Raw genomic sequence first — 24,319 nt, forward strand, 5'->3', positions numbered from 1 at the left:
GGTCACTATGTAACAAATTGCTGGCATTCAACAAGTAATGGTAACAATCAATATCCTACCTGGACATATTCAAAGGCGGATGGCACGCGAGCAGAAAATGAATGGTTATGGATCAATGGCGCTTGGTATTACTTTGATGGTGATATTATGGCAGCTAATGGTTGGCACTATGCTCCATGGAATGGTCAATCTAATTATTATTACTTTGATAACAATGGTCACTATGTAACAAATTGCTGGCATTCAACAAGTAATGGTAACAATCAATATCCTACCTGGACATATTCAAAGGCAGATGGCACGCGAGCAGAAAATGAATGGTTATGGATCAATGGTGCCTGGTATTATTTTGATGGTTCAGAAATGGTAGCAAATGGTTGGCATTATGCTCCATGGAATGGCGAATATAGGGAATATTACTTTGATGTCAATGGTCATTGCCTATAATTAATAAAAATGTGGTTGCTAATTAATAGTAATCACATTTTTTATTGATGATTGAATATATAAAACGAGGAACCATATTTTGTAACGGTTCCTCGTTTTATGAAAGAATGCTATTTTATTTTAATTTCATTTATTCATTATGACTTACCGTAACGCCACTTGGTAAAGCACCGGACCAGTCCTTGTATTGAACTTGTGAGCTTCCCTTAGTAGTGTAACGATCCATTCCGTCACTATCTACATTGTGGGTAACACCTTGGGAATCAGTCCAGGTTGCAACATCGCCTAAGCCAAGTTGAACAGACTTTTGTTCCTTAACACTGCTTGATGAAGTAGTAGCTTTGGCTGGAGCAGTAACCTGCTGACTGTTATTAGTTGCCTTTGCAGTAGATGATGTAGTTGTTACGTTTTTAGCGGAACTAGTACTATTACTACTTGAAGATGCAAACTTTGCACTTGTAGAGTGGTTGTTGGTAGTTGCGGCATTTTTAGCACTGGTAGAAGCTGATTTTCCACTCTTCTTGTGACTTTCCTTAACTACTTGTGAACTTGATGCTTCATGAGTCTTGTGTGATGTAGTAGTTGAATTGCTAACGGCACAACCCCCAAGACCTAAAGCAAGCAAAACGACAAGTGAACTGTTCAAAATCTTTTTATTCATCTTCATAGTAATAGCACTCCTTCCGGCAACGCTATTTATAACGTTGTTGCTTTCTCTCAATATATACATTGTAACATAGTTGAAACATTAATGTAAATATTTAGCAACTTAAAAGGTCGTTTTTGCAACTTATGTAACAAAATGCAATAAAAGCGTAATAATTAACTCTTGATTAACAAAACTTCTTACTTTGAATTGTTACCAATTCTTTGTTAGTGTAAGCTCTTCATAGGTTAGATGAATAATTCATCTGGTCATGGAAATCTTTTTTTGTAGGGCGAATTTACAATTGAAATGCAACACAAAGTAAAAAAATAAACCCATACCGGGTAGAATATGTTTAACGACCAAATCAAACAATTCGAGGTATCCGGTATGAGCTATAACCATCTTACTATAAAAGAACGTGAAATGCTTATGTTTTTACAAGCTAAGGGGTTATCTATCCGGGCTGTTGCGTTACGGCTAGGGCGAAATCCAAGCACTATTTCACGAGAATTAAAACGTTGTGCAGGTCATTATTCCCCAAGTAAAGCAGAAAATGACTATCATCAAAAGCGAAAGAATTGTCACAAGAAGCGGCTATTAGACAGCCATCCACAACTACGCCGTCAAATTGTTCATCACATCTTAGATCTGCACTGGTCACCAGAGCAGATTACCGCTCGCTTTATTAAGGAACATTAATGGTGTGTTAGCTACAATACCATTTACCGTCGTATCAGCTTTTGGCCATAAAATCAACACAAAATCTTAACACGTTTGGAGTCGTATACTGTTATACCAATGCCTCAACTATCTCCCCACCGTCTATATTAAAATAGGGAAGATATTATTTTAGAGGAGAGAATCATGTATCGATTAAAAAGTAATCTAGTTTGGGTTGCGCTGATGATTTGGGTAGGAATGGCCCAGGTATATTGGCAACTAGGACCACATATAGCAAGTTATAGTAATGCTAGTCTTCATACTAGTGCGTTTGAAATTTTCAAGGGCTTAACATTGCTTGGCTCTGACATTCTGATTTTACTGTTAGGGTATTTTCTATCGCAAAAGAGTTATCGTGAGTCAACGATTATTAAGACATGGCTGAACACTTTAGTCTTAGGTGTCCTAGCTAGTGTATTAGTGGCACTTAGCACCAACCAGCTGGCAAAGATCACAGTCTTTCATAACGACTTCTTTAATGCGGCCTTTCCGTTATTGCGGAATACTTACCCACTGATCTTTGGAAGCCTACTAGGATTAATTCTGACTGCAGTAATTAATGATCAACGATTCATTTGGCGACGACCGACTTTGATTAGTATTTGGCTTCTCATGATCATCCCGCTCTTTTGGACACCGAATATTTGGGGATGGGCGAGTAACCACTTAACATTATTTTATGCGTTACTGTTTGTCCTTGGTGCTAATGCTAAGCAGGGGAGTCATGATCAAAAGTGGCTTCTTATTACTGGATTAAGTTTACTGAGTATGATTATTCTTCAAGGAATCATGCCATTTATGAGTGTTGATGGGCAGACAGTGAGTCGCTTTACAACGCCAACGAATATTTTCACTGTTTTAGCTGCCTATGGAATTGTCAAAATGGCGGTGGACCACTTAGAACAGCCTAATTGGCGACTATTGTATTCCTACTTAACGTTAATTGAGAATACGGCATTATTGGCAAGTATCCAACTAATCGTGAAACTTCACAATGCTTATGGCAGTTTAAAGGCGGGAATAATTACGATTACTTTTCTTCTTTTTGCCTTAGCCTGTGCTTATGTTTGGTGTGGATTATCAACAAGCAAATTTGCTAAGCACTGTCTTCAGCAAATTGATCGGTTTACGGGCCAACCAGCTGACAAACAGCTTCAAGTAATAAAAAAGCGGCTTAATTCCTGGATGCCCAATATTAGTTTGGGGATGATCTCTTACCTAATCGCGGCTCTTTCGATGCTGCTAATGAATAACGGCTTTTCCGTAAGTCCCAATGTTGATGCAACTTACAATATTTTTGCCTACACCTTTGGCCAACGGGAGTTATTATTACTCTTTACAGCATTCTTGATCTTCGTGGTCATTGAATTTATTCAGGCCTTGACTAATCGCTACTGGGTTGGACTGATTAGTGTTATCGCAGTTAGTGCGGTCTTTGTTGTGGCTAACCATGAAAAGATCGTTGCCCGAAACGAACCAATTCTTCCTGCAGACCTAGCAATGGTGAGGGTCGCTAGAAATTTTTTTGGTATGGTTGACGGGGTAGTTTGGATAGTTGCCCTGGTAACTTTAGTGATTTTGATTGCGGTAACTGTTTGGCTAGAAAAAACTCATCCCCTAAGAAATGCAGTGGGGGGGGTAACACAACGGTTGCTATTTGTCCTCCTAGCACCGTGCTTATTTGCGACAGCGTTTTTGTGGAACCATCAAAATACTCTCTTTAATAATTTGATGACCTCAATTGATGATCAGCCGATGTTTTACAATCAGCTAAGTGGGGCAAGAATCAATGGGCCACTACTTCAATTCATGAACAACATTGACGTTACTGTAATGACTAAACCAGCTGGATATTCTCGACAGAAAATGGTTGCAATTGTCCGCAAGTACCACTTGGATGCTCAGCAAATTAACCGCCAGCGGACAAACTCGTTTAGCAAGCAAACGATTATTTTTAATTTGAGTGAAAGCTTTGCTAATCCCCAACGAGTTCCCGGGGTGCAATTGAAGAACAACCCTGTACCGTACATTACTAAGCTCAGTAAACAAAATACTGGTGGCTTAATGATCAGTTCGGGGTATGGCGGTGGAACAGCCAACATGGAGTACATGGCATTGACCGGTTTTGCGTTAACTAATTTTTCGCCAACTTTGCCAACGCCATATACTCAACTAGTTGCTAATTTGAAAAACAACCCATCAATCGCTCAACAATTTAAGTCAGCAATTGCAATTCATCCCTATAACGGGGCCTTTTATAACCGAACTGAAGTTTACCGAAAATTTGGCATTGATCGGTTCCTCTATTTGGGAAGTAAGTACCCAATTCGTCATCAGAAAAAGATCGATCGTAGTCCATACCTTTCTGATCAGACTTCCTACCAGAATGTGTTAGATCAATTAACAAACTACCATGGTGGCCGGTTCATTAACCTAGTAACGATGCAGAATCATTTCCCGTATAATCAACACTATTACAATGAGATTAATAAATATCAGGCGACAAAAGTTTCGGCTGGCACTGACAAGTCGTTGGTAAATGATTTTGCTACTGGGATTCACCATACTGATGAGGCGATGAAGCAATTCATTACGGCGATTGATAAAATTGAAAAGCCAATTACGGTTGTCTTTTATGGGGATCATTTACCAGGAATCTATGGCAATGAGATGACCAAGGATGGCCTTAAACTCCATGAAACAGATTATTTCATTTACTCTAATCGATATGCGCGAGAACATGGCGCACGGAACTTTAAGCAGAAGACAGCTTACGTTGCGCCAAACGACTTTGTTGCAATAGCAGCTAAGCAAACCAACTCTAAAGTCAACTGGTATCAGGCTTTACTGACACGGGTTTACGAACAACTGCCAGTGATTACCGAGGATATTCAGACAAGCGGTAATGTTAATGCCTACAATAGTAATAGTCGCTTTATTACGCAAAAAGGAAAGATCCTTAAAGAAAATCAATTAACAAAGAAGCAAAAAGCATTACTTCACGATTACCGTCTTGTTCAGTACGATGTCACGGCAGGTAAGCACTATGTTGTTAAAACGATGAAGTAAGTAGTACTACAGATACGAATTTCAAGGTTAAGATTGCTAATGGAAAGGAATGAATTATTTTTCTCATTTACAATCAAACTTCCTTAGTGTATGGTAGAGGGGATGTTGTGGCACCTGCTTTTACAAGGTGTCCTTTTATTTTGTAAATGTTAGGATTATGATAATGAATCGAGAAAAATTTTATCATTGGCTATTTTGGCCAGCTGTATTATTGACAATTGCAACGTTAATTTTTGTTTGTACTAAAATTCAGTTTATTTTTAAACCATTCTGGACATTCCTCTCGGTAGTCTTTGTTCCACTGCTGTTATCTGGATTCTTGTACTATATGTTAAATCCGATCTTGAATTTAATTATGAAAATTAAGATTGGTAAGTTTTATATGAACCGGGGCGTGGCTAGTTTATTAATTGTCGTAATTCTAATATTGATTATTGCTTGGGGTATTTCAGCATTAATTCCGCCAGTAGTAAAGGAAATTAGTCAGTTAGTAAATCACTTGCCACAAACGGTTAGTGGTTTGCAAAAACTTATGAACAATACAATAAAGAATTCGCCACTAAAGCACGTTGATCTAAACGCATATTACCGTCAATTTGATCATCAATTAGCCGCCTATGCACAAAAGATTCTTAAAGGGCTTTCCGAACGGGTCGGGGATATTATCGGGATGATCACTAATATTACAGTCGTTACTATTACTGTTCCGGTAATGCTTTTCTACATGCTAAAAGATGGTTCAAAGTTGGCTCCGGCAATTCAAAAGTGGCTTTCACCACACCATGCTAAGGAAGTTAACCAACTTCTCGGAAAGATGAACAATACCCTTTCTTCATATATTGCTGGTCAAGTGATCGAATGTCTTTTTGTTGGTGTTTTCACTTCTATTGGTTACTTACTTATTCATGAGCCACTTGCCCTTGTTTTAGGGATCGTTGCTGGTTTGTGCAATATCATCCCTTACGTTGGTCCGTATATTGGGATTGCACCAGCACTTTTTGTCTCCTTGACGATGGCACCAGATAAACTAATTTGGGTTATTATCGTTGTCCTGGTGGTTCAACAGATTGATGGTAATATTATTTATCCAAACATCATCGGGAAGACACTTAAGATTCACCCGTTAACGATCATTGTCCTTTTACTTGCAGCGGGTCACATTGCCGGAATTGGGGGAATGATCCTTTGTATTCCGTTCTATGCAATCTTAAAGACTGTGGTTGAATATATGTTTGATATTTATCGGATTGAACATCCAGTGAAGGATGATGAAAAGGATGTTAAGGCTTAAATAGCTTAAAAGATCTCTGCTTCTTACCTATTTGTGGGAAGCAGAGTTTTTTTGATCAATAAATATTCCCATACCTCTTGCAATTTCATTCCTACTCATATATAGTTAGTTACATAAGTAATCAACTATATAACTGATTGACTGTTAAGGAGCTGCTCGATTGCAATTTCACTTTAACGAGTCGACACCGTTATACCAACAGATCGCCACTCAACTGGAAGAAATGATTTTTACTGGTGGCTTTGATGAGGGGAATCAGATTCCGTCAACCACCCAGCTTTCACAACAACTTCATATTAATCCGGCAACGGTTCTTAAAGGAATGAATATTCTGGTTAATGAAGGACTAATAGAGAAACACCGTGGGCGAGGAATGTTTGTACGAACGGGAGCACGACAAAAAATTATGGAACAACGAAAAGAAAGTTTTTACAAGGATTACGTAAAGGCCCTCCTTGTAGAAGCACATAAATTGGGAATTAATAAGCAACACTTAATTGAATTGATTGAACGGGGTGAGCATGATGGAACAATTAAAGATTAGTCACGTAACAAAGAAGTTTGGTCGTCATCTGATCTTAGATGATGTTTCATTTACTTTAGAACCAGCGAAGATCTATGGCCTCTTAGGGCGGAATGGTGCTGGTAAATCGACCTTGCTGAATATTATCAGTAACCGGATTTTCCCGACATCTGGTTCAGTTAAACTTGGTGATCAGGAAGTTAATACTGACCAAACACTTGGAAAAATTTTTCTGATTGGGGAAGATAATCTTTACTACAAGCAAGTAAAGATTAATCAGATGTTTGATCTTGCTGATGCGGCTTACGGTAACTTTGATTATAAAAATGCCGAGCGAATGTTAAAGCGTTTTTCTCTTGATGGAACCCATAAATTTGCAAACTTATCGACGGGACAAAAGACAGCTGCCAAAGTTACTCTTGCGTTGAATGTTAATGCAGACTACATTTTCTTGGATGAGCCAGTCCTTGGTTTGGATGCAAACCATCGGGAAGTTTTCTACCAAGAATTAATTAAGTCATACCAGGCACGACCACGGACGATTGTCCTCTCTACTCACTTAATCGATGAAATTCAACAGTTAGTTGAGCATGTGATCTTGATTGATAATCACCGGGTGCTTGAAGATGCCGATGTTGAAGAATTATTAAGTAAGGCCCATGAAATCTCTGGTCCAGCAAAATTAGTTGACCAGTATACTGAAGGGTTAAATATCCTTTCAACAGAGGATCTGGGAAATATTCGGACTGCCCATGTATTTGATCAATTACCAGAAGATCGGGTAATCCCGGATCAGGTTCAAATTGGACACATTGACTTACAGCACTTATTTATTTACTTAACGAATGGGGGAGTGGATAAAAATGATTAGCCATGAACAACGATTAGTAATTACTAATGTTTTTCGCCGTCTTGGGTGGGCGTTAGCGTTCGCAACCGCGTGGATCGTTGGTCTTCAATTAGTGGGTTACCTGATTGAACTATTAATTAACCACCGTTTAGATTCTTTTCTCGTTAGTTTACAGGGGATTCCGGGAACATTAATTTTTGTCTTTAACTTAGTCTTAGGATTTTATTTTCTGATTAGTGCCTACGAAGACTTTAAGTGGACAATTCAAAATGGTATTTCACGGAAGACCCTTTGGTGGGGTCGGCTTACTGCACTTTTATTAGCTAGTTGTGGTATTTGGATTATTGACGAATTATTAAGTTTATTTGATCATCCAATTACTAGTTGGCAATTGATGGGGATGCACTTATTAATTCTCTTAACAAGTGTTTTAACTCTCCAAATGATTGGGAATGGTTTTGGCTTACTTAATCGGACGTGGAAGTGGATTGTTGGTATTGGACTGCCAATCCTCTTTATCCTCCTATTAATGCTTCTGATTCGGGCGATGGTCGGCTTAAACATTGGTTACCAATACAATGCTTGGGTTGGACCAAATAGTATTTTGTTGACGATCTTATCTTCTTCAGCAACTTGGTGGATTGTTTGGGTAATCTACATTATTATCGTTGTGAGTCTTTCAAAGATTTTTAACGATCGGATGCAGTTGCGGAGAGATTAAATTTTAACTGTTATTTAAATGGTAAAAAATATACAAATAGAGTAGATTGTTTATTAAATTAGCAATCTACTCTATTTTTTATAATTAATTTAATTGAACAGATGTTATCATTTACGTTAGTCTGTGACTAAAGGTTAAGATAAAGGCGTATAAGTAGTGGTAAATGATCTACTAGTTGATGATTATTCTTTATAAGAAAATGAGGATTGGAGTGTTGAACGTGGTTAATAAGCAATTAATCGGGAAATTATCTGTTGTTGGTCTAGCATTATTATTAGCCGGCTGCGGTGCACAGTCAGCAAATTCTAATTCTACATCTGGTTCATCAGGCAGTTCAGCAATTGCCAATAACCAGAAAGTTAATCTTGATTCGACAAATATGCCACCACAAGAGGTTAGTAGCCTAGTAACAATCTATAGCAGTAAGAAATACGGTGGTGACTGGGCAAAGGCTGCTCGTGGTGCAGAAAACAATGGCCTCCGAACAAACCTTTATGATACTAGTGATTACAGCCTTGATAATCCGGGTGCAACCGGTGAAGATGGTTCTGGGATCCTTTATAATGCCGGTCCGGAAAAGAACTCAGCTGATGTTGCTTACACTTTGAATCAGGATGGTAGTATTAACATCTACGAGAATGTCAAGAAGGGCGAAAAAGCGAAGAAGCGAAGAAGCTTGGAACCGTTAGTCAAAATGATATGGTCTACTATATTAACCAGCATAACCAGGCAAGTCAGGTCCAAAACTTAACCAAGAAGAGTAAGGTCTACGATGAACGCTCAGGTTGGAATAATGCAGCTAACCATGAATTCGGTCGTCAAGCAGTCTTCACTACACCGAAGTCCATGCGTGGTGTCTGGTATTCTGACGATGGAAATCAAGAAACGGTTCTTACCATTCGTGAACACACGATTACTGTTTCAACTAACAACAATTCAACTAAGTCTTGGTTATACAAGCAGTATCCTGACTTCCTTTCAAGTCCCGATGCACAGAATAAGACGGTTCAAGCACAAATCCAGACTTGGCAAAGTGCAAAGTACGTTAACGCCCATAATAAGAATTGGTTAAATATCCGTGGTTGGTGCGATACGCAAAACAAGGGTCAATTCTACCTTCTACATCATGAAAAGATTAATGGTAAGGAGACAACCGTATTAGTTTCTGCTAACGGTGATAATGTAACAACGGATAATGTCTTCTATACCAACCAATCAACCGCTCAAAAGCAAGCTAACCACCACTATGCCGATCTTGATTATTCCCAAAGCCCCGAAGGCGAAGCACGTTTAGACTATGTTGCCGAAAACCATTAGCTCGAGGAAAGTTAGGGTAAGCAGTTCTTGACTCAGTTGCATTAGAACCAACTCAGGCAAATCACATTTAAATATAAAATGTTAATCCCACAATAACCTAAGCATAATTTTAAGCAATAATATAGTTTGCTTTGAATTATGCTTAGGTTTTTATTACCCAAAATTTGTGAAATTTTTTGTTGTGACAAAATTTTTTGAAAAAAATTTAAAAATAACTAATTCGTAGTTACTGTAAGGCTCAATATGTCAAACGTATGACATGCTGAGCCGAGATTTTGTGTCATACGTTTGACATATAAATTCACAAGTTATATTATTCACCATGTAAGCGGTAACAAAAAGTGAGGTTAGATTAAAATGACACAACAAATCGATCAAACAAAAGTAAGTAAGATAACTAATGATCGTTATCGACCACGTTATCATATTGCAACTGAAGGTGGTTGGTTAAATGATCCCAATGGCCTTTGTTATTTTCAAGGTTATTACCACGTCTTTTACCAATACCATCCATATTCTGCAGAATGGGGTCCAATGCATTGGGGACACGTTCGTAGTAAGGATCTAATTCATTGGGAACAGTTACCAGTAGCACTAATTCCGGGCGATCCAGAAGATACTGGAGGTTGCTTCTCCGGGTCAGCAATTGTTAAGAATGGCCGACTTTACTTAATTTATACTGGTCACCATTATTATGGTGATGGTGACTTGGACCACTTTTGGGAAAACCAGAACGTTGCTTACAGTGATGATGGGATCCACTTCACTAAGTATAGCGGTAACCCGGTAATCAGTGCTCCTCAAGATAATTCACAAGACTTTCGTGATCCTAAAGTTTGGGAACATGACGGAAAATACTACTTGGTATTGGGGAGCCGTGAACAGAAAACCAACCAAGGTCGAATTTTATTATATCGGTCACCGGATCTTCTCCACTGGCAATTACAAGGGACAATGTTAGACACGACAACGGTCAAAAATACCGGGAAAATGCTTGAGTGTCCAGACTTCTTCCACATTAATGGTCAAGATATTTTACTTTGCTCACCAATGGGCCTCCAAGCAACAGAAAAAGAATTTATGAACCTCTCACAAGTTTGTTATTCAGTAGGTGAGTTAGATTATGCCAACGGTAAATTTGAAGGCAGCGATCTTCAAGAACTTGATAAGGGACATAACTTTTACGCCACCCAAACATTTGGGGCACCAGATCATCGCCGGATTTTGATCGCTTGGATGAGTCCGTTTGAAGAACAAATGGCTGAAAAAGAAGATGGCTGGGCTGGAATCTTAACACTTCCACGGGAATTGCAGTTAGCTGATGGTCATTTATATAACCGTCCAGTTAGTGAAGTTAAAGATTTGCGTTCTCACGTAGATTTTACAGGAGAACTTCAGCTTAATGGTCGTCACGAACTGACCGTTGCTGATCCACAACATAGTGAATTTAATTTTGAGTTTACTAAATCGGTTAACGGTGAATTTAACTGGCAGTTGGAAGACCATGACGGTGCTTTGGTAACGGTTAGCTACAAAGATGGTGAATTAACACTACATCGGCGAGGAAAAGATGGCTATCATTATGCCAAATTACCGGCAGGTCTAAAGGAATTACAGATTTTTGTAGATACTAGTTCAATTGAAATTTTCGTTAATGATGGTTGGGTATCGTTGACTGATCGTTACTATGCCACTGGTACGGTTAGCTACCACCTTATTAGTGATCAACCAACCGCACTTAATGTTGCTAATTATACATTGAATTAAGAAACGGGGCTATATTATGAAAACGGGGAAAGGTTCAGCCTTTAAAAATACTTTTTATATTGAAAGTTCATTAAGCTTACTCTTGTTCTTTAGTGCATGGGGAATTTGGTGGTCATTTTCCAGATTTGGTTAACAAATGATCTTGGGTTTTCTGGTGCTAAGGTTGGGTTGATTTATACCTTTGATTCAGCAATTACGTTGATTTTAATGTTTGTATACGGATCACTTCAGGATAAGTTAGGGATTAAGCGCCGGTTGCTTATTGGCGTGACAATTTTGGAAATGCTGCTTGGACCTTTCTTCACCTGGGTTTATGTGCCTTTGCTCCACTCTAACTTTGTATTAGGAGCATTCCTTGGTTCACTATACTTATCCTTTGCCTACTTGGCTGCTTCACCAACCTTTGAAGCCCTTGCTGAACGGATGAGTCGGCGCTACAGTTTTGAATACGGTCGTGCTAGAGCATGGGGATCGTTTGGTTACGCCGTTTCAGCTTTGTGTGCCGGTTACCTTTTTACCATTAGTCCTTACATTGTTTTTTGGTTGAGTAGTGGAATTAGTTTAGTTACTTTTCTTTTACTTTGCTTTGGTCGCACGAAGAGCAAAAAACAAATTCAAAAGTACGAAAATAAGTCTGAAGAAAAACATGATGCTGATAAGCCATCATTCAAAGAAATTATTAGTGTATTTAAAATGAAGCAACTCTGGGAATTAGTTATCTTTATTATTTTTAGTGGGTCATTTTACACTGTCTTTGACCAATAGATGTTCCCTCAATTTTTTACCCAGTTTTTCAAGACAGCTGCCCAAGGTAACACGGCTTACGGGATCTTAAATTCGATTGAAGTCTTTTTAGAAGCAATTATGATGGCAATTGTTCCGTGGATTATGAAAAAGATCGGTGTTCGTAAGACGATGCTTGTTGGGGTTACAATTATGTTTTTGCGGATTGGCCTTTGTGGTTTAGTTATTAGTCCGGTTGGAATTTCAATTGTTAAGTTATTCCACGCTCCGGAAACGGCAATCTTTGCGCTCGCTATGTTCCGTTACTTGACTCTTCACTTTGATACTCGACTTTCTGCTACAATGTACATGGTTGTAGGGCAAATTGCAGGACAAATTGGTCAAATTATTTTCTCCACGCCACTGGGGATGCTTCATGATCACATTGGATACCGGGCTACTTTCTTGGTCATTTCTGTAATTGTTATCTGTGCTGCTATTTATGCATTCATTATTCTACGGAAAGATAATCAAGAAGTTAATGGTCAACCCCTTGAACGAGAATAAAATGAAATAAAGGTCCAAAGTTTCTTTTTGAACTCTGGACCTTATTTTTATTATAATAACAATGTAAGTGATTGAAAACGAGGGGAATGTTATGAAACAACCCAAAATGACTGATGTAGCCAAAGTTGCTGGTGTCTCACCGACGACAGTATCTCGGGTGATTAACCGACGTGGCTACTTAAGTGAAAAGACAATTAATAAAGTTGAAGAAGCAATGCGGCAGTTGGACTACAGGCCAAACATAGTAGCTCGCCAGCTACAATCGCAACGAACAATGACAATTGGCATTTTGGTACCAACAGTGGCCAATCCATTTTTTGGTGAATTGACCTTTAAACTAGAGCGGTACTTTTTTGATGCGGGATTTAAGGTATTAATTGGTAACGCTGAAAATGATATTAAAAAGGAACGATTATATCTTCAGCAATTACTTGCTCGCCAAGTTGATGGTTTAGTAATTGCAACTCACAACCATCAACAGCAGATTCCAGAGTATCAAAATACTAATATGCCAGTTGTTTCAATTGATCGGTACCTTCATGAGACGATCCCTAATGTTAGTTCTGATAACTATGCAGGTGGTCGTTTAGCGACGGAAGAATTAATTAGACGTGGTGCGAAACACATTATTCATACTGATAGTATTGAGCGCTTTAACAAGCGAGATTATCTTCGCCAACGAGCATACCAGGATGTGATGAAAGAGCATGGTCTAGAACCGATTACTTATAAAATTGACTTTGATAGTCGTCCTGAATTGATGAACCAGTTTTTTAACCGTATTTTTGATGAGCATCCTGAAGTTGACGGAATATTTGTAAGTAATGATATGGATGCGATCCAATTACTCCAGGTAGCCCGTCAACGAGGAATGACTGTACCGAGTGATCTTCAAGTGATTGGCTATGATGGGGTGCCAACAACTACCCGAATTGTCCCAGAATTATCAACGGTTGTGCAGCCATTAGATGAAATGGCTAAAACAGCAGTCAAACTTCTACAGAAAGAAATTAAGGGTGAGAAAGTTACGGGAAGCTATAAATTGCCGGTTAAATTACGAGTTAGTTCTTCACTTAAATAAAATAACCTAGGGTAGAGTTGACAGAGATTAGTTGATGTCGACTTTATCCTAGGTTGTTTTTGTTTATGAGGTTTGGCTATGCCGAGTTTATTTTCCTGCTGCTTTATTAATTGCGTCGATTACTGCATAGCGGAATTTATTCTTTTCGAGGGCGACTACCCCTTTAATGGTTGTGCCAGCAGGGGAGGTAACTTGGTCTCGAAGTTCAGCAGGAAGCATTTCGGAATCAAAGGCTAATTTACCGGTTCCCTTAACCATGCTTGAGATTAGGCGGTAGGCTGTTTGGCGGCCCATCCCTTTTTCCACTGCACCGTCACTCATGGCATCCATGAAGACATCTACAAATGCTGGACCACAACCAGCAATTACACCAACAATGCCGAGTTGTTCTTCACTGACGGGGATGACGTCTCCCAATAATTCGAGAAAGTCAATAATGCTGTTTTTCTTCTGCTCACTAATATCTTGAGGAAGGGTAAGACCAATTGTCCCGGCATTAACAGCAACCGGAGTATTAGGAATCATTACGGCAACCGTTGCGTTGACAATTTCGGCTTGTAATTTATGAAGTGGAACCCCAGCAGCTGCAGAAATAACTGTTGTAGAAGCAGGAAGCTGGCTTAATTCTTGAGCAATTTTTAGGGTGATTGGGGCTGGAGTAGTAAGGATAACAAAGTCTGGACTTGCTTTAACAACATCTTCATTATTATTGACGACGGTAAAACCAAGCTCTTGTCCTAGTTCAGTCACGCGGGGATTGTCGGGATTTTCACCGATAATTCTAAATTGTTTTGACTTAATCAGTCCCTTGATAATTGCGGAACCCATGCTACCAACACCAACGACTGCGATTGTTTGTTGATTAGTCATCATCTTGATCCTCCAATTTAACATAGTTACCGGTGATGAACTTATCGTCACCGACTTTGTACCAGGTAATTTCACCATTATCACTCATTTTACCAGTAATGGTAATTTCCTGACCGTCCTTGAGTTCATCAACCTTATCTCCGTACGGTCGGTCAAAAACATCAACGGAACGATTAGGGAGGTAGTCGATAGTTGCTTTAGTTTTCTTGATTGGAATGACTGACATATTATCGACTAGCTTTGATTGAAACTCTTTATCTTCAGCTTTAAATGGATTATCAACCGTCGTCATGTGATCATACTTGATCCATTGATCACTACCAATTTCATACCAAAATTCCCCAGACTTTGTAGCTACTCGATGGAAAGCCTTTAATACGATGTCTTCAGGAAATGGAGTGCCAACTTGCATCCCATTTGGCATGTCATAAACAGGGGTTACAGCGTCGAGGTGGAGGTACATCTCGATTGTTTCAACTTCACCCCAGTTCTTGTCCCGGTAATAGAGGTGAACACTATGCGGTTTATTATCAAATGTACCAGTTAGGTCACCTTCACTTTTTAGAAAGTGGTAACCATCAAATTGCTTTTTTTCAACGGAATATTCTTCACCCATAAATCCCTGTAAGAGTTGGGGAACAACCAGATTTTCACCAGTATCAATGTTTGTGTAGTAAACCCAAATTGGATTACCCGTTTTGAATTTTTCTTCCATAATTAGTTTCACCCCGTCAGCTGTATTTATTAACATTCATTATAGCATTAAAAGGTTGAGTACTAAGAAATTAGTAATACTAAAGGGAGTGAGACAGAACTAGCTTGCTAGTTCGTTTTTGAACCCCTTTGTGTACTGCGCTGTAGTATTTTTAACTGTGTAGATAACTTATGTCACAGCCCCTTGAAACTTAATTAATTATTTACTTGCCATAGTTGAATCTTTAGCCGCAACAACGGTAATGTTGCCATCATCGTCTAACTTAGCAGCAAGGTCATGGGCGTCACTATGATCAAGAACATAATCAGCAATCCGGTCTTCGATTTGTTCTTGAATAACACGACGGAGTGGACGTGCACCCATCTTTGGGTCATAACCCAAGTCAACTAACTTTTCATCAACATCTTCTGGAACAGCAATTGATAAGTCACGATCAGCTAACATCTTATTAACGTCAGAAATCATCAGGTTAACGATCTTCATTAAGTCATCCTTACTCAAAGCATTGAATTGAACGATATCGTCAAACCGGTTTAAGAATTCTGGCTTAAAGTAGTTTGTTAGCTTATCAATGATTGAATGAGTACTGCCATTTGATTCAGCACCAAAACCAACACTTGCTTGGGCGTCACCGGTACCGGCATTTGAAGTCATGATAATGATTGTATCCTTGAAGCTAACTGTCCGTCCTTGTGAATCAGTTAATCGACCATCGTCAAGAATCTGCAGGAACATGTGCATTACATCTGGGTGAGCTTTTTCAACTTCATCTAGCAGGATCAAACTGTATGGGTGACGCCGAACTTGTTCAGTTAATTGTCCTGCTTCTTCATAACCAACGTAACCTGGAGCAGCACCGATTAGCTTTGAAGTAGATGTCTTGTCCATGTATTCTGACATGTCAAACCGGATCATGGCATCCTTAGAACCAAATAGTTGTTGGGCAAGTTGCTTAGCCGTTTCGGTCTTACCAACACCAGTAGGGCCAACAAAGAGGAAGCTTCCGATTGGTCGACCAGACTTGTTTAGCCCAATCCGGTTCCGCCGAATTGCCCGAGCAATCTTATCAACGGCTTCCTTTTGACCAATAACGTGTTCGTCAAGCTTCTTATCAAGATCCCGAAGTTGGTTCTCTTCTTGTTCTTGTAGGTCGCCAACGGGGATGTTTGTCTTTTCTTCGACAATTTCTTGCATGTCCTTGACGGTTACCGTTGCGGAATCTTCAGTGTGGTTTTCTTCAGCTTCCTTCTTGGCCTTTTCAAGCTTACTTACTTGATCACGATAGAAGGCAGCCTTTTCATAATCTTGGTTGTCTGCAGCTTGTTGTTTATGGGCTTCTGCAGTGTGGATTTCGTTTTCGATGGCGTTCGGATCAACGTTCTTTAACGTTAAGTTCTTCCGTGACCCAGCTTCATCCATCAGGTCAATTGCCTTGTCAGGAAGGAACCGTTCTTGGATGTATCGATCGGAAAGCTTTGCAGCAGCAACAATTGCATCATCGGTGTACTTAACATGGTGGTAATCTTGGTAGCGACCCTTAATTCCGTTAAGAATCCGAATCGTTTCTTCAACTGATGGTTCATTAACTTCCACTGGTTGGAACCGCCGTGCAAGGGCAGCGTCTTTTTCGATCTTCCGGTACTCGTTTAAGGTTGTTGCACCAAGAAGTTGGAAATCACCACGGGCAAGTGCTGGCTTTAAGACGTTTCCGGCATCCATGCCGCCTTCAGCATTACCTGCTCCCATGATTTCGTGAATTTCATCGATGAAGAGGATGATATTCTTGTTCTTCCGTACTTCTTCCATTAATTGTTGCATCCGCTTTTCAAATTGTCCGCGAATTCCAGTTCCTTGGACTAGGGAAACAACATCAAGACGGATGATTTCCTTATTAGCAAGTTTTTCTGGCACCTCACCAGAAACAATAGCAGTTGCTAATCCTTCAACAACGGCAGTCTTACCAACACCAGCTTCACCAATTAAAACTGGGTTGTTCTTTGTTCGCCGGTTAAGAATTTCGATTACTCGCTTAATTTCGCTATCACGACCAATTACTGGATCAATCTTTCCTTGACGAGCAAGATCAGTTAAATTGATCCCATATTGACCAAGAATTCCCTTACCGCGGCCACCATTACCGCCTTGTCGCTGGTTCTGACCATTAAAGGCTGCACCATTACCAGCAGCTTGCTGACTTTGCATATTGTTCAGAGCGTTCATGAAGTCTTCGAGGCTTCCAAAACCGAAATTATTCATTCCGTTACCTCCATTCATCATATTTGTTTGCATATTTTGTAACTTTTGATAACAATTTTGACATAAATCGAGTTGAACCCGTTGACCATTAAGGTTCATTTGTAAATGGATCGTTGCAGGGTTTTGATGACAATTTTGACAAAGCATCGTGACAAAAAACCTCCTTATTACTAACAGATCCGGATATTGAAGAAAGGTTAATAAAAAAGTTTGACCTTTCTTGACCATTGATTTTAATTATACTTACTTTTTGTTTGACTGCAAGTTAAATGATTTGTTTTAAAGAAAAATTAGTCAAACTTTCTATTAAATTTTAGCACTCTTATAAGATGAATGCTAAAATAAGGATGGTGAAAAAGTCAGATATCATTTAATGAGGTGGTTAAATGACAGAAAGAGATTATCAACAAGAACTTGAAGATTTACGTTCAGGAAAAATTAACCAATTTGATATTACTCCTGAAGAATTTCAGCTGTTTCAGCCGGTTTTTCATGCTTATCAATACCGAACGCAAATTGAAGCAGAGGCTCATCGTGGGGGAACGCTTACATATCGATTAAAAAAGCGATAATCAATCGTTGAGAGAACTTGTAATTAAGGTTTACAATTGCTAAAATAATAACAATGAAATTATCAGGGCATAGCTACTGACAATTTGTTAATATGCTCGAAGGAGAATGATTAATTATGGAAAAACGTGATTTTACAATTACATCTGAAACAGGTATTCACGCTCGTCCAGCAACTATCCTGGTTCAAGCAGCTTCTAAGTACAATTCTGATGTTACCCTTTCATACGAAGGTAAGAGTGTTAACTTGAAGTCCATCATGGGTGTTATGTCACTTGGTGTTGGTCAAAATGCTTCAGTTACTATTACTGCTAAGGGTGACGACGAAAAGGAAGCTTTGGATGCCGTTGCTGAAACAATGAAGAAGGAAGGCTTAACAGACTAATGTCCGCACTCTTAAATGGTTTAGCGGCGAGCAATGGTATTGCGATTGCTCCTGCTTATCTATTAGTGGGACCGGATTTATCTGTTAACCAACAATATTCAGTCAATGAGAATCATGAGGTCAAACGGCTTCATGATTCTTTTGCTTTAACGCTGAATGAAGTACAAGCAATTCACCAGCATGCGCATGCAACATTGGGAAAAAGGGCAGCGGCAGTTGTCGATGACCAGCTGGCAATTTTAAAAGATCGGTCCCTTCATGCTGAAATAATTGAAAAAATTAATCAAGAACACCTTACTGCAGAATGGGCGATTAAAAAGACTGCAGACGATCGTCTTAAGGTACTTGAAAAGATGAATGATAATGATTACTTATCATCACGGGCGACAGCAATTAAGGATGTTACTAAAAGAATTCTTAGTCATTTGATGGGAGTTAAACTTCCTGATCCAACCCAACTAGATCATCGGGCAATTTTTGTTGCTCAAAATATTACTCCAACTGATACTGCCCAATTTGATCGTCGTTTTGTTGCTGGGTTAGTAACTGATGAAGGCGGACGGACATCTCACTTTACCATTATGAGTAAGACACTGGCACTTCCTGCAGTTGTTGGCACTCAAAATGCAACTGAAGTAATTAATGATGGTGATTTGCTGATCGTTGATGGGATTCACGGTAAGGTTATTGTTCGACCGTCAACAGAAGAAGTTGATCATTACCAACGACTTGCTGCCCAGTTTACGCGTGAACAACAAGAATGGGGCGCACTAAAAGATGAACAAACGGTTAGTACGGACGGTCGTCATTTTAAAGTAGTAGCTAATGTGGGAACACTTGCAGATGTTGTTGATGCTCGTCAAAATGGTGCTGAAGGGATTGGCCTTGTTCGTAGTGAATTCCTTTATGCCAGGGATGACCATTTTCCTAGTGAGAATAAGCAGACTAAAGCCTACAAACAATTTCTAACCGAAATGTCAGGACAACGGGTTGTTGTTCGGACTCTTGATATTGGTGGCGATAAAGAGCTAGGAAGTCTGAATTTACCACAGGAGAACAATCCTTTTTTGGGCTTTCGGGCAATCCGAATTGGGTTAGCTAGACCTGAAATCTTGCGTCCGCAACTCCGTGCTCTTCTTCGTTCTTCTGTTTATGGACAATTAGCGATTATGTTTCCAATGATTGCAACGATTGAAGAATTCCGTCAAGCACGACAAATTCTGGATGAAGAGCGACAACGATTAATAGATGAAGGTGTTTCAGTAGCTGATGGTATTGAAGTGGGAATGATGCTTGAAATTCCTTCAAGTGCTGTAATGGCGGATGTCTTTGCACGTGAAGTAGATTTCTTTAGTATCGGTAGTAATGATTTAATTCAGTATTTATTTGCTGCCGACCGAGGGAATTCTCAAGTTGCCTACCTCTATCAAGAACTACACCCAGCGGTTTTACGCTTGGTAAAGCAGGTGATTGATGCCGCCCATGCAGAAGGAAAGTGGGTTAGTATGTGTGGTGAAATGGCGGGTAATCCACTAGCAACGCCGTTATTAATGGCAATGGGACTTGATGAATTTTCTATGAATAGCAGTAATATTTTGCATATTCGTTCTCTAATTAACCAGCTTAATACTCGCCAATTACAGCCATTAGTACATAAAGCAATTAATGCTGCAACAGCGTCAGAAGTTGAACAAATGATTCGTCAAGAAGTTCCGCAGGTCCTCAAATAATTTCTTAAGTGACTTTAATATTTTTGGAAATAACTTGTCCCTAGCAGCTGATCAGTCTACAATTGTTGAGATGCTATTTTGCGGATCGTTAGATGCTTTTGTATAATGATCATGCACTTGTATTGAAATGAGATTAAATAAAAAGGAGCAGTTGGCTTGAAGATTGGCCTTTTTACAGATACATATTTTCCCCAAGTAAGTGGGGTTGCGACGTCAATTAAGACGCTCCGTGATGAACTGATTGCTCAGGGACATCAGGTTTATATCTTTACTACTACGGATCCAAAGGCAAAACATGATGACGAGGAGAACGGGATCTATCGTTTTCCAAGCATTCCGTTTGTATCATTTACGGACCGTCGGATTGCAGTAAGAGGAGCTTTTCGTGCTATTAAAATTGCGGAAAAGCTCCAACTTGATGTTGTTCATAATCAGACTGAATTTTCATTAGGAGTAATGGGGAAAGTCGTTGCCCGTCACCTTAATATTCCGTGTCTTCATACTTACCACACAATGTACCAGGATTACCTTCACTATATTGCAAATGGTCATATCCTGAAGCCAAAAGACGTGGGTAAGTTAGCTCACCTTTACCTTCACAATATTTCAGGGGTGGTAGCACCAAGTGAGCGGGTATTAGAAACAATGCGTGCCTATAAGGTTGATGCGCCAATTCGGATTATTCCTACGGGGATTAATTTGCGAGTATATGGCCAACGTGATTCTGTAGAAGCAAAGAATAAATTACGTGCTAAGTGGGGATATCAGCCCGATACTCCGTTACTCTTGTCATTAAGTCGGCTTGCATTTGAAAAAAATATTCATACGTTAATTGAAGCAATGCCGGATATTTTGGCGAAAAAACCGGATGCACAGCTACTGATTGTGGGGGATGGTCCCGCAAGAGAGACTTTGGAACGGCAAGTTCGTCAACTCTATTTAACGGATCATATTCAGTTTGCGGGGCAGATATCTAATGACGATGTACACCATTATTATCAAATGGCGGATGTCTTTGTTTCTGCCTCTGATTCAGAGTCACAAGGGTTAACATATGATGAGGCCCTAGCGTCTGATTTGCCAATCGTTGTAATGCGGAGTGTGTATACTGACGAATTAATTGATGATCCAGCAATTGGGGTTAGCTTCCAAAAGCGGATCGATCTCGTTAATGGGGTTCTTCACTACCTCAATACTCCACGCTCACCAGAAGAACAGGATAAGCGGGATGTAAAACTTCACGAAATTTCAGCTGAAGTATTTGCACACCGAATTTTAAAGTTCTATCGGGATTGCCAGGCAACAATGGCTAAAGAACAAGCTGAACAACAAAAGGGTACGTTTCGAAATCTTTTTCATCGATCAAGGAGTTAAGCAATGTTAAAAATTACCATGTTTTCGTCTGCCGATAAGGTTGCCGGACAAGGGGTCGGTAGTGCTTACTTGGAACTAATTCATCTTTTAAAAACGCGCTTTGCCGATCAATTCGACATTGCAATTAACCAATACCGTAAAAGTCAGATCAGTCACTATCACACGATTGATCTGCCCTTTTATTTATCCACCTTTTCTAAAAAACGGGGACGAAAAATTGGTTATGTTCACTTTGTTCCCGAAACTTTAGAGGGGAGTTTAAAAATCCCCCAACCGTTTCGGGGGATCTTTTATCGGTATGTAATTGCTTTTTATAAGCGGATGGATCACCTTGTTGTAGTTAATCCGTCCTTTATTGATAAATTGGTTGCTTATGGAATTCCTCGTGATCATGTTACCTATATTCCCAATTTTGTTGATTCTGATAACTTCTTTCAGGTTGATGAGTCAACGCGGAAGAAGTACCGAAAAAAATACCACTTACCTGAGGACAAATTTGTTGTTTTTGGGAGTGGCCAGGTTCAGGAGCGGAAAGGTGTTCCTGATTTTATTAAATTAGCTAAGCAGAATCCGAATATTCAATTTGTATGGGCCGGTGGTTTTTCGTTTGGTCGCTTAACTGATGGTTATAGTGAATTAAAAAAAGTTGTTGATAATCCACCAGCTAATTTACTCTTTACGGGAATCGTTAGTCGAAAGCAAATTGCTGAATTAAATAATGCAGCGGATTTATTTTTGTTGCCGTCGTTTAATGAGTTATTCCCGATGTCTGTACTGGAGGCATTTAGTTGTGGGACTCCTGTAATGCTTCGTGATCTTGATTTATATCATTCAATTATTGATGGTGACTATGAACCAGCGAAGGATGTGGGTGAGATGCAAACTAAATTGGTAGAGCTTACCCATAATCATAAGCAACTCCAATACTTACAAAAGCGGGCTATCGAAGCTTCTAAGCGGTACTCGAAAGATCACCTTGCAAAAGTTTGGGATCACTTTTACCGTCAACAAGCGAAGGAGGCCAATTAATGAGTCGACGTAATTGGGGAGTTCTATGTATAATGCTCTTAATTGGCGCTGGGATTTTTATCTATGCTTTACGAGATATTAATCTCCGTGTTCTTGTCCAAGAATTTAATACGATTAACTGGGGATGGATGCTTGTTGCGGTTATTTGTATTTGTCTTTACCTAGGCCTAGAAGGGGTCGTGGTAAAGATTTTTATGAAGGATCGTTACCCTGATTTTACCTGGAAGGATTCACTTCGGTTGCCCTTAATTGAACAACTTTTTAATGGAATTACTCCATTTTCAACTGGTGGGCAACCTGCTCAATTAGTAGCTATGATTCAATCGGGGGTAGACGGGGGAATCGCAAGTTCAGTTCTCCTGATGAAGTTTGTTGTTTTTCAAGCAATGATTGTAGTTAATTTTTTGATATCACTATTAATTGGTTTTCACTACATTGAAGAGAAACTTCATGCATTAGCATTATTAGTTGTTTTCGGTTTTACAATTCACCTTGCTGTTATTGTCGGGCTATTAATGGTAATGTATTGGTACCACTTTACTAAAAAGGCTGCTAATTTAGTTATCAAGCCGTTAGCGTTATTTATGAAAGCTGAACGGTATGAAAAAATGAAACTTCTACTAAATGAGAAGATTGATTCTTTCTATCAGGAAAGTTTAAAGATGAAAAAAGAATACGGTAAGTTAGCAAAAGTCTGTGTTGTGACAATTGCCCAGCTTTTTTTCTATTACGTCATTCCTTATTTCATTTTGCTTTCTTTAGGGGTACACCATATCAATTTTATTATGGTAGTTAGTCTTCACGTGTTAATCTTCATGGTGATCTCACTATTCCCAATTCCTGGAGGAGCAGGTGGGGCAGAATATAGTTTTTCTGTTTTATTCGCTAGCTTTGTTAATTCAAATACCAAGTTAGTCTTAGCAATGCTTCTTTGGCGACTTTTAACATACTACTTTGGGATGTTTGCCGGAATAATTGCATTAATTGTTAAACCAAATCGAGTTCAACATTGTAAATAATTTAAGCGTAACTGCATGACAATCTTTTGCCATGCAGTTATTCTTTAATAATAAACAAAGGAGAAGAGCAAGATGAAATCTTCAAACCTAGAAAAAATTATTAAACGACTTCAGGCAATGACAATAGATAGGACAGCTAATAGACAAAAAAGGATCTTTGAACAATTTGGTATTCCACTTTGTGAGGTTACTTATATTCGTTCGAGTGATGAATTTGTCTTTGCTCGCTACCGACCACGTGAACGTTTTTGTTTTGACGATATTGATTTAGTTGCAATTGAAGTTTTTAATTGTTTATACGATTTTAAACATACTTTTTAAATTTCCTATTGACGTAAGCTAAAGAACAATGTATATTAGTTATCGTTGTCTGTGAGACAGCAGAATTAATTTACGTTACTTGTAAATTAATTTAAAATAATATGTTGACATCATCTTGATGCCATGATATATTATTTAAGCTGCTTGTTGAGGTCAGCGTTTCAGATTTGACTAAAGTGAATTAATTTGAAATTAATTGTTGACATCGAAATGAGTATGTGATACAATAATAAGTGTTGTTTGACTGCCTAGTCGAACAAGGTAGACCTTTGAAAACTGAACAAAGTTTCGACGAATCAAATGTGTAGGGTCTTCAATCATTACG

20 protein-coding genes and 3 pseudogenes are annotated in these 24,319 nt (G+C 39.1%); 19 read left to right on the top strand and 4 right to left on the bottom strand.

The window, feature by feature from the left end; genetic code table 11:
- Positions 1 to 447: pseudogene (locus H9564_RS06255) on the top strand (hypothetical protein); the annotation flags it as partial.
- A gap of 130 nt (positions 448 to 577) precedes the next feature.
- Here H9564_RS06255 and H9564_RS06260 read toward each other — a convergent pair.
- Positions 578 to 1,114, bottom strand: coding sequence for a hypothetical protein (locus tag H9564_RS06260; protein WP_191684640.1), 537 nt, complete (start codon positions 1,112 to 1,114; stop codon positions 578 to 580).
- Between the two features lie 369 nt (positions 1,115 to 1,483).
- Here H9564_RS06260 and H9564_RS06265 point away from each other — a divergent pair.
- From H9564_RS06265 to H9564_RS06315, 11 genes and pseudogenes are all read left to right on the top strand, one after another.
- Positions 1,484 to 1,792, top strand: a pseudogene (locus tag H9564_RS06265) (transposase); the annotation flags it as partial.
- A 168-nt stretch (positions 1,793 to 1,960) separates the two neighbouring features.
- Complete coding sequence (locus H9564_RS09160; protein ID WP_225209580.1) at positions 1,961 to 4,885, top strand: LTA synthase family protein; 2,925 nt, start codon at positions 1,961 to 1,963, stop codon at positions 4,883 to 4,885.
- Between the two features lie 163 nt (positions 4,886 to 5,048).
- The gene (locus tag H9564_RS06275; RefSeq protein ID WP_191684642.1) at positions 5,049 to 6,176 is read left to right on the top strand and encodes an AI-2E family transporter; all 1,128 of its coding nucleotides are present in this window, start codon (positions 5,049 to 5,051) and stop codon (positions 6,174 to 6,176) included.
- A 160-nt stretch (positions 6,177 to 6,336) separates the two neighbouring features.
- On the top strand, positions 6,337 to 6,720 hold the full coding sequence (locus H9564_RS06280) for a GntR family transcriptional regulator (protein ID WP_191684644.1): 384 nt from the start codon (positions 6,337 to 6,339) through the stop codon (positions 6,718 to 6,720).
- Positions 6,698 to 7,570 (top strand): ABC transporter ATP-binding protein, encoded by an 873-nt coding sequence (locus tag H9564_RS06285; protein ID WP_191684645.1) that lies wholly within the window; start codon positions 6,698 to 6,700, stop codon positions 7,568 to 7,570. The genes H9564_RS06280 and H9564_RS06285 overlap by 23 nt, the downstream gene beginning before the upstream one ends.
- Positions 7,563 to 8,270 (top strand): hypothetical protein, encoded by a 708-nt coding sequence (locus H9564_RS06290; protein WP_191684647.1) that lies wholly within the window; start codon positions 7,563 to 7,565, stop codon positions 8,268 to 8,270. The genes H9564_RS06285 and H9564_RS06290 overlap by 8 nt, the downstream gene beginning before the upstream one ends.
- 220 nt (positions 8,271 to 8,490) lie before the next feature.
- Positions 8,491 to 9,021: a hypothetical protein gene (locus H9564_RS06295; RefSeq protein WP_191684649.1), complete on the top strand. Its 531-nt coding sequence runs from the start codon at positions 8,491 to 8,493 to the stop codon at positions 9,019 to 9,021.
- Positions 8,970 to 9,587 (top strand): hypothetical protein, encoded by a 618-nt coding sequence (locus H9564_RS06300; protein ID WP_191684650.1) that lies wholly within the window; start codon positions 8,970 to 8,972, stop codon positions 9,585 to 9,587. Before H9564_RS06295 ends, H9564_RS06300 begins: the two co-directional genes overlap by 52 nt.
- Positions 9,588 to 9,944: 357 nt before the next feature.
- Positions 9,945 to 11,354: a glycoside hydrolase family 32 protein gene (locus H9564_RS06305; protein WP_191684652.1), complete on the top strand. Its 1,410-nt coding sequence runs from the start codon at positions 9,945 to 9,947 to the stop codon at positions 11,352 to 11,354.
- A gap of 16 nt (positions 11,355 to 11,370) precedes the next feature.
- Positions 11,371 to 12,644, top strand: a pseudogene (locus tag H9564_RS06310) (oligosaccharide MFS transporter).
- A gap of 91 nt (positions 12,645 to 12,735) precedes the next feature.
- A complete protein-coding gene (locus tag H9564_RS06315) occupies positions 12,736 to 13,725 on the top strand; it encodes a LacI family DNA-binding transcriptional regulator (RefSeq protein WP_191684653.1) in 990 nt (329 codons plus the stop codon).
- An 87-nt stretch (positions 13,726 to 13,812) separates the two neighbouring features.
- Here H9564_RS06315 and proC read toward each other — a convergent pair whose 3' ends face one another.
- The 3 genes from proC to H9564_RS06330 all read right to left on the bottom strand — a co-directional run bounded on the left by proC (position 13,813) and on the right by H9564_RS06330 (position 17,713).
- A complete protein-coding gene (proC, locus tag H9564_RS06320; protein WP_404804688.1) occupies positions 13,813 to 14,598 on the bottom strand; it encodes a pyrroline-5-carboxylate reductase in 786 nt (261 codons plus the stop codon).
- Positions 14,588 to 15,310: a MucBP domain-containing protein gene (locus tag H9564_RS06325; protein ID WP_191684654.1), complete on the bottom strand. Its 723-nt coding sequence runs from the start codon at positions 15,308 to 15,310 to the stop codon at positions 14,588 to 14,590. Before H9564_RS06325 ends, proC begins: the two co-directional genes overlap by 11 nt.
- Positions 15,311 to 15,508: 198 nt before the next feature.
- Positions 15,509 to 17,713 carry an ATP-dependent Clp protease ATP-binding subunit gene (locus H9564_RS06330; RefSeq protein WP_191684656.1) on the bottom strand — a complete coding sequence of 735 codons (2,205 nt, stop codon included), beginning with the start codon at positions 17,711 to 17,713 and terminating at the stop codon, positions 15,509 to 15,511.
- A 239-nt stretch (positions 17,714 to 17,952) separates the two neighbouring features.
- On the opposite strand from H9564_RS06330, the gene H9564_RS06335 reads away from it, so the two are divergent.
- The 7 genes from H9564_RS06335 (at position 17,953) to H9564_RS06365 (ending at position 23,994) form a co-directional block, all read left to right on the top strand.
- Positions 17,953 to 18,138: a hypothetical protein gene (locus tag H9564_RS06335; RefSeq protein WP_182580099.1), complete on the top strand. Its 186-nt coding sequence runs from the start codon at positions 17,953 to 17,955 to the stop codon at positions 18,136 to 18,138.
- Positions 18,139 to 18,254: 116 nt separating this feature from the next.
- Positions 18,255 to 18,521 (top strand): phosphocarrier protein HPr, encoded by a 267-nt coding sequence (locus H9564_RS06340; protein WP_003716808.1) that lies wholly within the window; start codon positions 18,255 to 18,257, stop codon positions 18,519 to 18,521.
- Complete coding sequence (gene ptsP, locus H9564_RS06345) at positions 18,521 to 20,251, top strand: phosphoenolpyruvate--protein phosphotransferase (protein WP_191684658.1); 1,731 nt, start codon at positions 18,521 to 18,523, stop codon at positions 20,249 to 20,251. Before H9564_RS06340 ends, ptsP begins: the two co-directional genes overlap by 1 nt.
- 156 nt (positions 20,252 to 20,407) lie before the next feature.
- Positions 20,408 to 21,625 (top strand): glycosyltransferase family 4 protein, encoded by a 1,218-nt coding sequence (locus tag H9564_RS06350; RefSeq protein ID WP_191684660.1) that lies wholly within the window; start codon positions 20,408 to 20,410, stop codon positions 21,623 to 21,625.
- 3 nt (positions 21,626 to 21,628) lie between these two features.
- Positions 21,629 to 22,654, top strand: coding sequence for a glycosyltransferase family 4 protein (locus tag H9564_RS06355; RefSeq protein WP_191684661.1), 1,026 nt, complete (start codon positions 21,629 to 21,631; stop codon positions 22,652 to 22,654).
- Positions 22,654 to 23,673: a lysylphosphatidylglycerol synthase transmembrane domain-containing protein gene (locus tag H9564_RS06360; protein ID WP_191684663.1), complete on the top strand. Its 1,020-nt coding sequence runs from the start codon at positions 22,654 to 22,656 to the stop codon at positions 23,671 to 23,673. Before H9564_RS06355 ends, H9564_RS06360 begins: the two co-directional genes overlap by 1 nt.
- Before the next feature lie 72 nt (positions 23,674 to 23,745).
- Complete coding sequence (locus H9564_RS06365; protein WP_191684664.1) at positions 23,746 to 23,994, top strand: DUF1797 family protein; 249 nt, start codon at positions 23,746 to 23,748, stop codon at positions 23,992 to 23,994.
- Positions 23,995 to 24,319 lie beyond the last annotated feature (325 nt).

It is taken from the genome of Limosilactobacillus avistercoris (assembly GCF_014836425.1).
Taxonomy (GTDB): Bacteria; Bacillota; Bacilli; order Lactobacillales; family Lactobacillaceae; genus Limosilactobacillus; species Limosilactobacillus agrestimuris.

Bases quoted from the DNA above. Each gene is read 5' to 3' on its own strand.
- H9564_RS06260 (WP_191684640.1), bottom strand. From the start codon at position 1,114: ATGAAGATGAATAAAAAGATTTTGAACAGTTCACTTGTCGTTTTGCTT.
- H9564_RS09160 (WP_225209580.1), top strand. From the start codon at position 1,961: ATGTATCGATTAAAAAGTAATCTAGTTTGGGTTGCGCTGATGATTTGG.
- H9564_RS06275 (WP_191684642.1), top strand. From the start codon at position 5,049: ATGAATCGAGAAAAATTTTATCATTGGCTATTTTGGCCAGCTGTATTA.
- H9564_RS06285 (WP_191684645.1), top strand. From the start codon at position 6,698: ATGATGGAACAATTAAAGATTAGTCACGTAACAAAGAAGTTTGGTCGT.
- H9564_RS06290 (WP_191684647.1), top strand. From the start codon at position 7,563: ATGATTAGCCATGAACAACGATTAGTAATTACTAATGTTTTTCGCCGT.
- H9564_RS06300 (WP_191684650.1), top strand. From the start codon at position 8,970: ATGGTCTACTATATTAACCAGCATAACCAGGCAAGTCAGGTCCAAAAC.
- H9564_RS06305 (WP_191684652.1), top strand. From the start codon at position 9,945: ATGACACAACAAATCGATCAAACAAAAGTAAGTAAGATAACTAATGAT.
- H9564_RS06315 (WP_191684653.1), top strand. From the start codon at position 12,736: ATGAAACAACCCAAAATGACTGATGTAGCCAAAGTTGCTGGTGTCTCA.
- proC (WP_404804688.1), bottom strand. From the start codon at position 14,598: ATGATGACTAATCAACAAACAATCGCAGTCGTTGGTGTTGGTAGCATG.
- H9564_RS06325 (WP_191684654.1), bottom strand. From the start codon at position 15,310: ATGGAAGAAAAATTCAAAACGGGTAATCCAATTTGGGTTTACTACACA.
- H9564_RS06330 (WP_191684656.1), bottom strand. From the start codon at position 17,713: ATGCTTTGTCAAAATTGTCATCAAAACCCTGCAACGATCCATTTACAA.
- H9564_RS06335 (WP_182580099.1), top strand. From the start codon at position 17,953: ATGACAGAAAGAGATTATCAACAAGAACTTGAAGATTTACGTTCAGGA.
- H9564_RS06340 (WP_003716808.1), top strand. From the start codon at position 18,255: ATGGAAAAACGTGATTTTACAATTACATCTGAAACAGGTATTCACGCT.
- ptsP (WP_191684658.1), top strand. From the start codon at position 18,521: ATGTCCGCACTCTTAAATGGTTTAGCGGCGAGCAATGGTATTGCGATT.
- H9564_RS06355 (WP_191684661.1), top strand. From the start codon at position 21,629: ATGTTAAAAATTACCATGTTTTCGTCTGCCGATAAGGTTGCCGGACAA.
- H9564_RS06360 (WP_191684663.1), top strand. From the start codon at position 22,654: ATGAGTCGACGTAATTGGGGAGTTCTATGTATAATGCTCTTAATTGGC.
- H9564_RS06365 (WP_191684664.1), top strand. From the start codon at position 23,746: ATGAAATCTTCAAACCTAGAAAAAATTATTAAACGACTTCAGGCAATG.